Origin of the sequence: Paraglaciecola sp. T6c (assembly GCF_000014225.1) — a bacterium.
GTDB classification, from domain to species: Bacteria; Pseudomonadota; Gammaproteobacteria; order Enterobacterales; family Alteromonadaceae; genus Paraglaciecola; species Paraglaciecola atlantica_A.
On sequence record NC_008228.1, the window covers coordinates 3,104,491 to 3,118,318 of the forward strand.

13 protein-coding genes and 1 tRNA gene are annotated in these 13,828 nt (G+C 44.4%); 9 read left to right on the top strand and 5 right to left on the bottom strand.

The window, feature by feature from the left end; translation table 11 throughout:
- Positions 1–218 precede the first annotated feature (218 nt).
- From PATL_RS13085 to hemA, 5 genes are all read right to left on the bottom strand, one after another.
- Complete coding sequence (locus PATL_RS13085) at positions 219–596, bottom strand: SirB2 family protein (RefSeq protein ID WP_011575342.1); 378 nt, start codon at positions 594–596, stop codon at positions 219–221.
- Between the two features lie 85 nt (positions 597–681).
- Positions 682–2,235, bottom strand: coding sequence for a DUF3369 domain-containing protein (locus PATL_RS13090; RefSeq protein WP_011575343.1), 1,554 nt, complete (start codon positions 2,233–2,235; stop codon positions 682–684).
- Between the two features lie 105 nt (positions 2,236–2,340).
- The gene (prmC, locus tag PATL_RS13095; protein WP_011575344.1) at positions 2,341–3,237 is read right to left on the bottom strand and encodes a peptide chain release factor N(5)-glutamine methyltransferase; all 897 of its coding nucleotides are present in this window, start codon (positions 3,235–3,237) and stop codon (positions 2,341–2,343) included.
- Positions 3,238–3,242: 5 nt separating this feature from the next.
- Positions 3,243–4,331, bottom strand: coding sequence for a peptide chain release factor 1 (gene prfA, locus PATL_RS13100; RefSeq protein WP_006990506.1), 1,089 nt, complete (start codon positions 4,329–4,331; stop codon positions 3,243–3,245).
- 101 nt (positions 4,332–4,432) lie between these two features.
- Positions 4,433–5,704 (bottom strand): glutamyl-tRNA reductase, encoded by a 1,272-nt coding sequence (hemA, locus tag PATL_RS13105; RefSeq protein WP_011575345.1) that lies wholly within the window; start codon positions 5,702–5,704, stop codon positions 4,433–4,435.
- Between the two features lie 140 nt (positions 5,705–5,844).
- On the opposite strand from hemA, the gene lolB reads away from it, so the two are divergent.
- The 9 genes from lolB to PATL_RS13150 all read left to right on the top strand — a co-directional run bounded on the left by lolB (position 5,845) and on the right by PATL_RS13150 (position 13,766).
- Entirely contained in the window at positions 5,845–6,450 is a 606-nt protein-coding gene (gene lolB, locus PATL_RS13110; RefSeq protein ID WP_081429980.1) for a lipoprotein insertase outer membrane protein LolB, read from the top strand.
- On the top strand, positions 6,435–7,295 hold the full coding sequence (ispE, locus tag PATL_RS13115) for a 4-(cytidine 5'-diphospho)-2-C-methyl-D-erythritol kinase (RefSeq protein WP_011575347.1): 861 nt from the start codon (positions 6,435–6,437) through the stop codon (positions 7,293–7,295). Before lolB ends, ispE begins: the two co-directional genes overlap by 16 nt.
- 55 nt (positions 7,296–7,350) lie before the next feature.
- A tRNA-Gln gene (locus PATL_RS13120) sits at positions 7,351–7,425 on the top strand.
- 30 nt (positions 7,426–7,455) lie between these two features.
- Positions 7,456–8,403 (top strand): ribose-phosphate pyrophosphokinase, encoded by a 948-nt coding sequence (locus tag PATL_RS13125; protein ID WP_006990502.1) that lies wholly within the window; start codon positions 7,456–7,458, stop codon positions 8,401–8,403.
- 150 nt (positions 8,404–8,553) lie between these two features.
- Positions 8,554–9,630 carry a mechanosensitive ion channel family protein gene (locus tag PATL_RS13130; protein ID WP_011575348.1) on the top strand — a complete coding sequence of 359 codons (1,077 nt, stop codon included), beginning with the start codon at positions 8,554–8,556 and terminating at the stop codon, positions 9,628–9,630.
- Positions 9,631–9,876: 246 nt separating this feature from the next.
- The gene (locus tag PATL_RS13135) at positions 9,877–10,518 is read left to right on the top strand and encodes a 50S ribosomal protein L25/general stress protein Ctc (RefSeq protein ID WP_011575349.1); all 642 of its coding nucleotides are present in this window, start codon (positions 9,877–9,879) and stop codon (positions 10,516–10,518) included.
- A gap of 5 nt (positions 10,519–10,523) precedes the next feature.
- Complete coding sequence (pth, locus tag PATL_RS13140) at positions 10,524–11,108, top strand: aminoacyl-tRNA hydrolase (protein ID WP_006990498.1); 585 nt, start codon at positions 10,524–10,526, stop codon at positions 11,106–11,108.
- A 44-nt stretch (positions 11,109–11,152) separates the two neighbouring features.
- Positions 11,153–12,244, top strand: a complete 1,092-nt coding sequence (ychF, locus tag PATL_RS13145) for a redox-regulated ATPase YchF (RefSeq protein WP_011575350.1) — start codon at positions 11,153–11,155, stop codon at positions 12,242–12,244.
- Between the two features lie 277 nt (positions 12,245–12,521).
- Entirely contained in the window at positions 12,522–13,766 is a 1,245-nt protein-coding gene (locus PATL_RS13150; RefSeq protein WP_011575351.1) for an ABC transporter substrate-binding protein, read from the top strand.
- Positions 13,767–13,828: the final 62 nt, after the last annotated feature.

The following is a 13,828-nucleotide window of genomic DNA, read 5'->3' on the forward strand; positions in this document are numbered from 1 at the left end:
TGTGAACTCGGTTCGACAAAAAAGCGCAGTACTGCCTGCACAAATCAGACAGCAAGTGTCTAATAGCATTCCACGTTAATCAGTGAGCACTCAGCGAGAGCGTAAAAGGACTTAAACAAGGCGCATGACTGGATGAATAGTTGCTCTCTTTCGACGTCATGTAATGCAGTGTAAGCCCTATTAAAACGCACCTCAGAATGCGGGTTGATATAACAGTGTTAGGCGAACAAAATTGGTTGCTTACTGATCGCGACCAATGCAGTGAAGGCTATCCAGCTTAATGCCCCCACTAAACCAACGACACGCATAAAATTGGTACGTGCCATCTTTAATGCTAACGCCACCATAAATACGTACATCAACAAACCCACAAACTTTTCAGTGACCCATGGGGTGACAAATGGGTATTGGCTGATCATGACACACAAAGTCGCAGCACTTAGGATCAGTAAGGTATCAACAATATGTGGGGTAATTTTCACCCATTTTTTTTGCAACATACTTGAGCTGGTCATGGTCCAAAAAAAGCGTATAACAAATAACAAAACACTCAGCGCTATGCAGGTTAAGTGAATGTGTTTGACTGCTGTGTACATGGGTTGGTCCTTATGATGTTAATCGTATTTTACGTTAATTACCTAAATTAGAATCGGGCTAGGTAACCAAGAATCGGGGCGCATATTAACGCACAGCCCCCTGACTGACACCCTCAATTTGATGAATATTTTCACTTAACAAGGCCACCAAATTTGGGTCAAACTGCTCTCCGGCCAATGCTTGAACGCGTTCCAGCGCTTTTTCAACTGACCATGCTGCTGTTTCTTGTGCAGGACAGCGCATGACACTGTAGGCAATGGCGATAGATGCCACGCGTGAATACAAGTGAATATTATCCCCTTTCAAACCATTAGGATAACCTTGTCCATTCCAATATTCATGATGCTCTTTAGCAATCGTGGCGGCTATTTTGATCAACGGCTTGTTTGACCCTTTTAATAGCCGATAGCCAAAGTTAGTGTGCTTATCGATTGAGTCAACATCGTCTTGTGTGAGTTGCTCTAATTTGAATAACGCATGGGTAGACCCGCACAAGTTGCCCACATCGTGTAGGGGCACCGCCGAGGTTAATAATTTTAGCTGCGATTTGTCTAAATTTAGCGCTTTCCCTAGTACCTTACACACATCAACGATGCGTTGCGTGTAGTCAAGACTGATTGCCCCATCTTCAGTAACTTGTCCTAAACGCTCGATAATTTCCCGTTGGGTGTCTTCGATGTCCTTGGTCAACATGATGTTGTCAAAAGCGATTTGCACATTTTGCGAGAAAATTTCTACTAGTTTTTTCTGGGAATCAGTTAACTTTTTTGGCAATCCGGACAAGTAAAGTAAAGAGCCGGAACCTCGTTTACTCTCACAATACGCTACCAGATACTCGTCTTCGTAAACCAAAGATTTGTTGTTCAGTGCTGCGCGACACGCTTCTAAATGCTCCCCTGATAACACCGATGACAATGACTTTCCCGCTGCCCTCTTGTATTCACCCTGTCCAGTAAACACATAAAGCTGCTCTAAGGAGTTTAAACGTGATGTCTCTGAGGACTTAGGTCCCGCGACGGCGCAGGTTAAGTAAGCTGCATCTTTGCTGCCCCCGAGTAAAGATGAGAGTTGCTGTACGATGCCCTCAATGAAGTGCTCGACGGAATGAGTTTGGAATAGGTTAGCAGATGCTGAGATAATTTTTTCTAAGCCAATACGATTCTCATTGATTGCCACTATGTCACGATAAGACCGCAGCGCTGCAATAACCACAGTGAACAGCTTTTGCGCGGTTAATTCGGTTTTAGACTTATAATCATTGATATCATAATTGATAATCACATCACGCTCTGGGGCTTGACCTGGTTGGCCTGTGCGTAAAATGATCCTGATGAAATGGTTATTCGCTTCATTGCGAATAAAATCGGCAATTCTTAAACCTGCGTCATCGGTTTCCATCACCACATCTAATAAAACGACGGCAATGTCTGGTTCACTCAACAATATTTCACGAGCTTGAACACCATTGTATGCACTCAGAAACTCTAAATTTTTATTTTGAAACTCAAAATCACTCAATGCCAGTTTTGTTACCGCGTGAATTTCTGGCTCGTCGTCAACAATGAGAATTTTCCATGTGCCTTGGTACTGAACTGTGTCTTCATCGGTATCGTCTGCAAATAACAACTCGTCGTTCATTCTACCCTTCCCTTCGCTTGCGCAATTATCATTCTGATTTCGTTGTACAACTATATGCATGTCTAAAATAGTACGCTTTTCAAACAGTTGCAATCCTGCAGCATACTAAGCGCTGACTAAACACCCAAGCGTAATACGAGGTAGGTCGTTTAAATCGTTAACAGAATGAACCTGCTCGAATCCATTGTTTACTAGCAGTGCTTGTACCCCTTGCGCTTGCTGATATCCATGCTCAAAGGCAAGCCAACCGCCGCTAGGCAAAAACGTTATCGCTTTACTAATGATAATGCGAATATCGTCTAAGCCATCTTTGCCTGATGTGAGTGCGCTGGCGGGCTCGAAACGCACGTCACCTTGTTGCAAGTAAACGCTGTCATCTTCCACATAAGGCGGATTGCTGACGATCAAAGAGAACACGTTATGCTGATTGTTTTGCTGATCTAGTTGTGTCTGTTCTAGCGCACTAAACCAATCGCTTTGCATAAAACGGACTTGTGGCAACGAATTTAACTCGGCATTTTGCTTAGCAAGTGCCACCGCATCAGCACTTTTATCGATGCCCAGTACTTGCCAATTGGGTTTCTCACTGGCCAGCGCAAGGGCGATTGCTCCTGTACCCGTGCCAAGATCAAGCACATGAGCATCTTCAGCGATAGGAAGATTAAGCACAGTTTCAACCAATAATTCGGTTTCAGGGCGGGGGATCAATGTCGCGGGGGACACACGTAAACGCAGGCTCCAAAAATCACGATACCCCAGCAGATAAGCGATGGGGTAACCTGTTTTGCGTTTTGCAACTAGTTGCTGATAGGTGCGCAATTGCAACTCATCTAAAGGCTTTTCTGGCCACGTCATCAAGTACGCTGTTTCACATTGTAAAACATGGCACATGAGCAAACGGCTATCCAACGCAGCGCTATCGCTGTCAATGAATTGCGCCTTTGCCAGTGCTAATTGCTCGGCGATACTGTGGCCACTAAGAGCACGTTGCAGGGTGCTCATTAAATTTAGCCTTCGTCAGATAATGACGCTAACAAATCAGCTTGGTGCTCTTGACGAATAGGTTCAAGCACCGCGTCTAAATCACCCGCCACAACGTCATCTAGACGATATAAGGTCAAATTAATACGGTGATCAGTCACTCGCCCTTGAGGGAAATTGTAAGTTCGAATACGCTCGGAGCGATCGCCACTTGCTACCAAATTGCGCCTGGTCGAGGTTTCTTCTGCTTGACGCTTTTCTTCTTCAAGTTTGTTTAAACGTGATTGCAATACCGCCATGGCTTTGGCGCGGTTTTTATGTTGTGAGCGCTCATCCTGACATTCCACCACAATACCGGATGGTACGTGAGTAATACGAATAGCGGAGTCAGTTTTGTTGACGTGCTGACCACCGGCACCCGAGGCACGAAACGTATCAATTTTAAGGTCAGCTTTATTCACCTCAATCGCTTCGGATTCTGGTACTTCAGGCATAACCACCACAGTACACGCCGAAGTATGAATTCGCCCTTGCGATTCAGTTTCAGGCACACGCTGAACGCGGTGACCACCGGATTCAAACTTAAGCACCCCATAGGCGCCGTCACCAATAATATTTGCAATCACTTCTTTGTAACCGCCATGGTCGCCTTCATTCATGGTAACCACTTCGACTTTCCAGCGACGTGCTTCAGCGTAACGGCTGTACATGCGAAACAAATCCCCAGCAAAAATCGCCGCTTCATCACCGCCTGCACCTGCGCGTATTTCAATGAAGCAATTGCTTTCATCGTTAGGATCTTTAGGTAGCAACAGTATCTGCAATTCATCTTCATACTGTTCAATGGCCTGCTTAGACGATTTATATTCTTCTTGGGCCATTTCACGCATTTCAGGATCGCTTTCTTGCATCATTTCTTGCGCAGATTCAAAATCTCCCTGAGCACCTTGATAGTCTGCAAAACATTTAACCACGCCCTCGAGTTGCGAGTATTCCTTGGTCAATGCGCGGTATTTATCTTGATCGGCAATAATCTCAGGCTGACTAACTAATGCCTGTACCTCTTCAAAGCGCTCCGTTAATGACTCTAATTTACGCTGAACTGATTCTTTCATGTTATTCCTGCTAATCACCTTTGATTCGCTGTGTACTTGTTGGTCTCAACCCAATGGCTTGAACCTGGCAATAGTACCGAGCAACATAGGTGTAAATGAAGTTACTTAGATGAGTCGTTTGCGCGAGCTAACCCTAGCGCATCCTGTAATAGACTCATATTTTTATTATCTTGCTGCATAGCAGCTTTTTTTAATGCTTTGGTCGGCGCATGTATTAACGAGTTCGTTAACTTATTCGCTAACTCTTTGATAACTTGCTCCGCTTCCTTGCCGTCTGCTAACTGATTTAATGCTTTGGCAATCAACGTATCTCGTTGACTCTCACTTTGCTGGCGAAAATCACGCAATACGTCAATAGATGATTGTCCTTGGCGCCATAGCATGTATTGCTGAGCTTGTTCTTCTATCATCTGCTGAGCTTGCAAAGCAGCATGCTGGCGCGACTCAATGTTCTTTTCGACAATTTGCTGTAAATCATCCACGGTATATAGGTAGGCATCATCGAGCTCACCCACTTCGGCTTCGATATCCCTGGGTACGGCTAAATCAACCAAGAACATAGGCTTGTGGCGTCTGTCTTTTAACGCTCGCTCAACTAACCCTTTGCCGAGTATAGGCAACTGACTGGCCGTAGAGCTGATCACAATATCGGCGTCCTTTAAATGCGCTGGAATTTGGGTCAAGGTTAGGGTTGTTGCTCCCAGCGGCTGAGCAATGGCTTCGGCGCGTGCCAATGTTCTGTTGGCTACGCTGAGTTTTTTAACCCCTTGCTCATGCATATGCTTAGCAACCAGCTCTATGGTTTCACCCGCACCGATGAGCAACACATTACTTTTCTTTAATGAAGAGAATATATGTTTGGCTAATTGTACCGAGGCATAAGCCACTGATACAGCATTAGAACCAATTTCCGTTTCGCTGCGCACCCGCTTGGCCACTGAAAAAGTCTGCTGGAACAGGCGTTCAAAATCACTTTTAATAACGCCAGAGTCTTTAGCACTGACAAAGGCCTGCTTAACCTGCCCTAAAATTTGCGGCTCACCTAGTATTAATGAGTCTAAACCGCAGGCTACACGCATAATGTGTTTTATGGCGTCTTCTTGATGATATATGTAACTATTAAGGCCTAGTTCGTCCGCTTTGGCTTGATGAAATTCAGCGAGCCATGTTGTGAGCGCGTCTGCGGTGAGGTTTTCCGCTTGCGCGTATATCTCTGTCCGATTGCAGGTAGAGACAATCACAGATTCATCAGCACCTGTTAAGTGTGCTAAAGATTTCAAGGCTTCGACCATAGCGTCCGGCGAGAAAGCGACTTTTTCTCGCAATTCTACTGGCGCAGTTTTATGGTTTATCCCAAAGGCAATTAAGGTCATGCGGAATACAGCTTTTTCATTAAACGGTGTTAAGGCCAGATCAGGGCGGCATTGTACGCAAAAGGTAAAACTATTGAAAGCACCCTGCTATGTATGTTCCTATAGCCTCCTTTCATTTTCTAAGTATGGTGCCTGTGAGCGTGCGTTCAACAATACATTTCGCATTACTTATTCTTATTACGATTTTACTCAACGCGTGTGCGACGCCTCCACCCCAAAATATTCAGGTTAATAGTCAAGAACATCAAGCTAAGTTAAGTCAGATACAGCATTGGAAATTAAAAGGTCGTATGGCCTTTAAAGGTAGCGATGAAAAGTTCAGCGCGAATGTAAATTGGCAACAAATCGACGATAGCTACCATCTTTCTCTCAATACTATGTTGGGCATTAATATTCTGACTATGCAGGGAGACAAAGAGTCTGCTGAGCTCAGTACAGACGATGAGCAGTATCAAGATACGGATGCCAGCCATTTAATATGGCGAATTACCGGGTGGCAAATCCCGGTGTCGCAATTTCCATTTTGGATTAAAGGCCAAGCTCAGCCCATTGACAAGGTCATTTATGCGCAAAGTGGCGTAATCGAGCAGCTAATCCCTGTTTGTGACAGCTGTGCGGGTTGGCTGATCACTTACCAAGACTACCACCAAGTGGATGATGTTTGGCTGCCTCACAATATAAAGCTCAACAATTCCGCTCTTGGGAATCAAATTTTAATCAGAGTAAATCAATGGACCAAACAATAGATTGGTGGCCAAGCCCCGCCAAATTGAACCTGTTTTTACACATCAATGGCCGTTACCCCAACGGCTATCATCAATTGCAAAGCCTATTTCAACTATTGGATAAAGGCGATGAATTGGCTTTTACGGTTACGCCCCATGCTGAAATTACATTGCTCACGCCAATAGACGGGGTAGCAAATGAAGACAACCTTATCGTTAAGGCGGCACGTTTATTACAAACACATACGGGCTGCTCCGAAGGTTGCGACATCCAATTACGTAAAGTGTTGCCCATGGGGGGGGGAATTGGAGGAGGCTCGTCTAATGCGGCGACCACATTAATTGCCCTTAACTATTTATGGAAATGTAATCTAAGCCTGACAGAATTGGCGGAATTAGGCCTAGCGTTAGGTGCTGATGTGCCGGTTTTTGTCATGGGCAATACCGCTTTTGCTCAGGGTGTTGGCGAGCAGCTAACGCCTGTAAATATTGCGCAGAAGCACTACCTGGTTGTGTTTCCTGAATGTCACGTGTCTACCGCTGAGGTATTTAACGCCCCTGATTTGCCCAGAAATACACCACTTATTTCTTGGCAAGAGTATGATTTTGACCAAACACATAACGACTGCCAGCAATTAGTCTGTAATCGCTTTGAGAATGTTGCAAATACATTACGCTGGTTGTTAGAATACGCGCCGTCTCGAATGACAGGCACAGGTGCTTGTTTATTTGCGGTCTTTACCAGTAACCAAGAAGCAGAAAATGTACTTGCTAATTTACCATCAGGTTGCTCAGGTTTTGTCTCCAAAGGAGTCGATGTGTCTCCCGTGCACGACAAATTAGCGCACCTAGGTAGCATTAGCTAGCGCAAGTAAAACGCGTCATTACGCGGCGAAAGGTTATATTAATACAGAGTATTTTTGGGATATCGCCAAGTGGTAAGGCAACGGGTTTTGATCCCGTCATTCGTTGGTTCGAATCCAGCTATCCCAGCCATTTTCACTTTTACGCACTGAGGAATTTAACGTGCCAGACATGAAGCTTTTCGCTGGAAACGCAGTACCTGAACTTGCACAGAAAGTAGCCGACAGGCTGTATACCAAACTTGGCCACGCCAGTGTTGGGCGCTTTAGCGATGGGGAGATCAGCGTAGAAGTACATGAAAATGTGCGCGGCTCAGACGTTTTTATTATCCAATCGACTTGTGCACCTACCAATGACAACTTAATGGAATTGATTGTCATGATTGATGCATTTCGTCGTGCTTCGGCAGGCCGTATTACCGCTGTTATTCCTTACTTTGGTTATGCTCGTCAAGACCGTCGTGTACGTTCTGCCCGTGTACCAATTACTGCCAAGGTCGTTGCCGATTTCTTGTCAAACGTTGGGGTTGACCGCGTATTGACTATTGACTTACACGCAGAGCAAATTCAAGGCTTCTTCGATGTGCCTGTTGATAACGCCTTCGGTACACCGATTTTGTTAGATGACATGCGTCGTCGTAACATTGAAAACCCAGTGGTTGTTTCTCCAGATATTGGCGGTGTTGTGCGTGCTCGTGCGGTAGCAAAACTGCTAAACGACACCGACCTTGCCATTATCGATAAACGACGCCCTAAAGCGAACGTTGCTCAAGTTATGCACATCATAGGTGATGTACAAGATCGTGACTGCATTATAGTTGATGACATGATTGATACTGGTGGCACTTTAGCCAAAGCGGCAGAAGCCTTAAAGGCCCACGGAGCTAAGAATGTTTTCGCTTATGCTACCCACGCTATTTTCTCGGGCAACGCGGCACAAAACCTGCGTGACTCTGTAATTGATGAAATTATCATCACTGACAGTATCCCCCTTAGCCCAGAAATAAAAGCCCTTGATAAAGTGAAGCAATTGACCTTATCAAACATGCTTGCTGAGGCCATTCGCCGCGTGAGCAACGAAGAATCAATCTCGGCGATGTTTGAATACTAACGTGTGCTGAGTGAGAATCTATTGAGCCGCTTTTACAGCGGCTTTTTTGTGCTCATTTTCTACCTCTTTATTAACCATTTATAGCCAACCAACTGGGTTTGGTACATAACTTGCGCCACCACGATACCTTAAACTGTTGGTGGAATAACGATGCAAGAAGTTTGGCAGTTTATCCCTTACCCGTGGCTGGTTGTTGGCGGGCTAGTGGCTATCAGTGTAATCACCATGTACTTAGTAAAACGCTTCGTATTGGTGCAATTACAAAGAATAAAGCGCAGTGAAGGCCGACATGTCACCAGCGTGCTGCTCGACTCTTTGAGTAAACCGCTGAATATATTTATTCTTGTCATCAATCTTTACCTCCTGCAATACCTGCTACTTAAATACGAATTGATATCCGATCAGTTTTATAAACAAGTCGATGTCACGGCGCAAATAGGCATTATCATCGCATTGCTGGTATTTGCAGAGCGATTTTGCAATCAACTTTTGGTCAGTTACGCTGACACGTCAGAGGCCCTACGCAACAGCCAGAGTATTATTCGAGGTACCAGCAAAATACTCATTATCGGGATTGGCAGTTTAGTCATTTTAGGCACCCTAGGAATTTCTATTACGCCTATTGTGGCATCTTTGGGTATTACCTCACTTGCCGTGGCACTCGCCCTGCAACCCACCTTGGAAAACTTTTTTTCTGGCGTACAACTGGTTATCGATAAACCCATACGGGTGGGCGATTTTGTTGAGTTGGATTCTGGCGAGCAAGGCTTTGTCGAAAAAATTGGTTGGCGCTCTACTTGGATTAAAATGCTACCGAACAATATTGTGGTGATGCCCAACAGCATGCTGTCACAATCAAAGGTGATCAATTATTACTACCCTGAAAAAGAGTTGTCTGTACCGGTCGATGTGGGAGTGCATTACGATTCAGACTTAGAGCACGTCGAGCGTGTGGTCTTAGAGGTCGCAAGGAAAATATTGCACTCTCATAAATGGGGCATAGATGACTATGATACGTTTGTGGTTTTTCACACCTTTGATAGTTCAAGTATAAATTTTACTGTGATGCTGCGGGCTGAAGAGTATTTTAACCGCTTTTTTATTAAATCAGCTTTTATAAAAGCGTTACATAAACGTTTTCGTCAAGAAGGAATTGTGATCCCCTATCCCATTCGGGCAATCAATACACAACAAGAGCAGTCCCAGGAGGTGAATACTTCGCGTTGATGCACATCGGAATCCTCGCCCCCAATTGCTGTTTTGGCTCCTGAACGGATGCGTTGCATGCTGGCCCGCTTTAGATAGACAACAACGGAGATCTTTCTTGTTAACTTACTATGTCAGTGGTAACATTCGCCGCCCTTTTTATAGGGCTGCAAATTATCTTGTTTTGATAACGGGTTAATTTAGCGAACATAGTAGATTTTGGTCGCAGAAATCTACACTTTATTACTTACTTATTGGAGTTATCTCATGTCTGAAGGAATTTTCACTCTAGACGCAGAAGTCCGTACTGATTTAGGGAAAGGTGCGAGCCGCCGCCTACGTCACGAAGACAAAGTACCAGCTGTATTATACGGCCTTGGTAAAGAAGCCGTTTCTTTAACTTTGTCACATAACAAAGTTTTCCAAGCGCAAGAATTCGAAGCTTTTTACTCTCACGTTCTTACCTTGAATGTTGACGGTAAAAAAGTTGAAGCCGTTATTAAAGACATGCAACGTCACCCGTTCAAGCCTCGTGTAACTCACTTGGACTTTTTACGTGTTGATGCGAAGCAAGCTCTTCAAACAAACGTACCTTTACACTTCGTAAACGAAGATAAAGCAGAATCTATTAAAACTCATGGTGGCCACGCTGAGCACCACATGGTTGACGTAGAAATTAGCTGTTTGCCAGCGGACTTGCCTGAGTTCATCGAAGTTGACGTGACTAACGTTGAACTTGGTCAGACTCTTCACTTGTCAGACATCGCTCTTCCTGAAGGCGTAACGTCTGTTGAGCTTGCTAAAGGCGAAGATCACGATCTAGCTGTTGTAACCGTTAAAACTGCTAAAGGCCCAAGCGTAGAATCTGAAGAAGATGATGCCGAAGGTGAAGAAGCTGCTGCGGAATAAGTTGTTTGTCTAACATACAACTTATTGTAGGCCTGGGTAATCCAGGCCTCGAATACAAATACACCCGCCACAATGCCGGTACTTGGTTAGTTGAAAACCTTGCCCGGATGCACAATTGTACTCTGAGTTTACAAAGTAAGTTTTTTGGTTATACCGGTCGTGTGACGATAGGTGGCCAAGATATACGTTTGCTCATTCCCACCACTTATATGAATAAAAGTGGTCAAGCGGTTGCGGCATTAGCCGGATTTTATCGCATTCCCCCTGAATCCATTTTAGTGGCCTATGATGAACTCGATTTGCCCCCTGGCATCGCCAAATTTAAATTAGGCGGCAGTTCAAGCCAAAATGGTATTCGCGATATTGTATCAAGCTTGGGAAATAACAAAGATTTTTATCGTTTGCGTGTAGGCATTGGCCACCCTGGTCATAAAGGCAAGGTGTCAGGCTACGTATTAGGCAAAGCCCCCGCGAAGGAACAAGAACAAATGGATGCCGCAATAGATGAGGGCGTCCGCTGTATTGAAATACTAATAAAAGATGATATGAAAAAAGCCATGAACAGGCTGCATTCATTCAAAGCAGAATAAGCACATCAGTTAATACTGATATTAAAGATAAAGAGGATCTAAAAATGGGTTTTAAATGCGGCATAGTGGGATTACCAAACGTAGGTAAATCAACGCTCTTCAATGCTTTGACCAAAGCCGGTATCGAAGCCGCAAACTTTCCGTTTTGTACGATTGAGCCGAACACGGGCGTAGTACCTGTTCCTGATCCTCGTTTAGACAAGCTAGCTGCTATCGTTAACCCAAAACGTATCTTACCTACCACGATGGAGTTTGTGGATATAGCGGGATTGGTCGAAGGCGCATCTAAAGGCGAAGGCCTTGGTAACAAATTCTTAGCAAATATCCGTGAAACCGATGCGATTGGTCATGTTGTTCGTTGTTTTGATAACGACAACATAGTTCACGTTGCAGGTAAAATTAACCCCCAAGACGATATCGATATTATCAATACTGAATTGGCGCTAGCAGATTTAGAAACCACAGAGAAAGCCCTTTTACGCGTCGCCAAACGTGCCAAAGGTGGTGATGGCGATGCCAAGTTCGAACTTAAAGTACTTGAGAAAATTAAGCCGCATTTAGACGAAGGCGAGTTGTTGCGCTCCGTTGAGCTTGAAAAAGAAGAACTAAAAGCCATTAGCTACATGAACTTCTTAACGCTTAAGCCAACCATGTATATTGCCAACGTGAACGAAGATGGTTTTGAAAATAACCCATACCTGGATAAAGTACGCAGCATCGCCGAAGGCGAAAACGCTGTTGTTGTTGCAGTCTGCGCGGAAATGGAAGCAGAAATTGGTGAGTTAGAAGACGACGAACGTGCTGAGTTCATGGCTGAAATGGGCCTTGAAGAACCAGGGCTAAACCGTGTTATTCGAAGTGGCTACAGCCTTCTTAACTTAAACACCTACTTTACTGCTGGTGTACAAGAAGTGCGCGCATGGACTTTCCCAATTGGTTCTACCGCGCCGCAAACGGCTGGTATCATTCATACCGATTTTGAGAAAGGCTTTATTCGCGCCGAAGTCATTGGTTACGACAACTTTGTTGAATTCAATGGTGAGCAAGGTGCCAAAGACGCAGGTAAATGGCGCTTAGAAGGTAAAGAATACATTGTTAAAGACGGCGATGTTATCCACTTCCGTTTCAACGTATAGCTATTTTTAAGATCCGCTAGCGTATCTCCCCCCTTTTTTGAAAGAAACAGAGCTTTTTAGCTCTGTTTTTTTATGCCTAGAACGTGGTCTGTTATGTGCTGGGTAATTCACACCAGCGTTCATCGACTAAAGCATTAAGGAAAAACACCTAATGTACACTAGTATCACGTTAACTCACTATTACGTTAACTCGCGCACTGCATCTTAGCTGTGTGTTGCCGTGCTAAATTGGGGCTTAAAAATTAACTAAGCCACTTCAACTTTAGGTATTTTTATTATGCGCTTTTGGCCTTTCATGCTGCTTTATTGCTTTTTGAATATGGCCGCCCCTCATGCCAAAACGAATGAGACCCTAAACATTAGCTTATTAGTGGCCAGCAAAGGACAGCGAGCGGCATACCATCAATTAGCAGAAGCATTTGAACAGCAGCATCAAAATCTACGGATTGTGTTTACGGTGCAAAACGACAAACAGTACAAAGCATCGATAGAGAAGTGGCTAACCCAAAAAAATGGATTTGATGTCGTATATTGGCAAGCGGGAGAACGTATGAATCAGTTTGCCTCCCAAGGTCTATTAGAGCCGTTGGACGATTTGTGGCAGAAGAATAACTGGCTCACGCACTTTCCTCAAAGGATAACGAGAACAGTGCAACAAGGTGATAGTTTATATGCAGCGCCTTTCGCTTTTTACCAATGGAGTATCTATTACAAAAAATCACTCTTTTCCCGTCTAGCGATAGAGCCGCCTAAAACTTGGAGTGAATTTCTGGTTGTTTGCGCAGCCCTAAAATCAAATGGCGTTACGCCTGTCGTGGTCGGTGGGAAAGAAAAATGGCCTGTGGCGGCATGGTTTGACTACCTGAACTTACGTATCAACGGCCTCGCCTTTCATCAACAATTAATGGCTGGAAAAATAGACTACACCGAGCCAAGGGTAAAATCGGTTTTTAGCGCTTTGAAGCAACTTATCGATTTAGGTTATTTTTTATCGGGTAGCCAAGCAAAAAATTGGCAGGATGCTATGCCCTATGTATATAGAGATCTGGCAGGTATGACGTTATTAGGCAGTTTTGTGGAGCAACAGTTTGTTGAGCAATTTCGTGACGATATCGGTTTTTTCCGTTTTCCACAAATAGACAGTAAATTACCGTTATTCGAAGAAACACCCATTGAGGTGTTTATGATCCCTAAAAATGCGCAAAACAAACCGGCTGCACGATTGTTCATGTCCTTTATTGGCCGTGCAGATATCCAAGAAACGCTCAGTAAAAATTTGGGCTATCTGTCCCCGCATCTGCAAGCAACACGGACCCACAATTACCATTCAAACCAGGAGCCTTACATATTCGCTGATAACCAGGATATCACCCAATTCTACGACCGTGACACCACGAAAAATATGTCTGTCGATGGTATGCAGCTCATGTCAGATTTTATTGATAACCCAGATGTTTCCCTGATCACGCGCAAACTGGAACAGGTTCGCTTAAGATCCTTTCCGCAATCTGATATAAAATAGCGTTGTTAGTCTTTGTAGTGTATTTTTAGCGCGGCCTGTGTACCGTTTTGGTAATGGCGAAT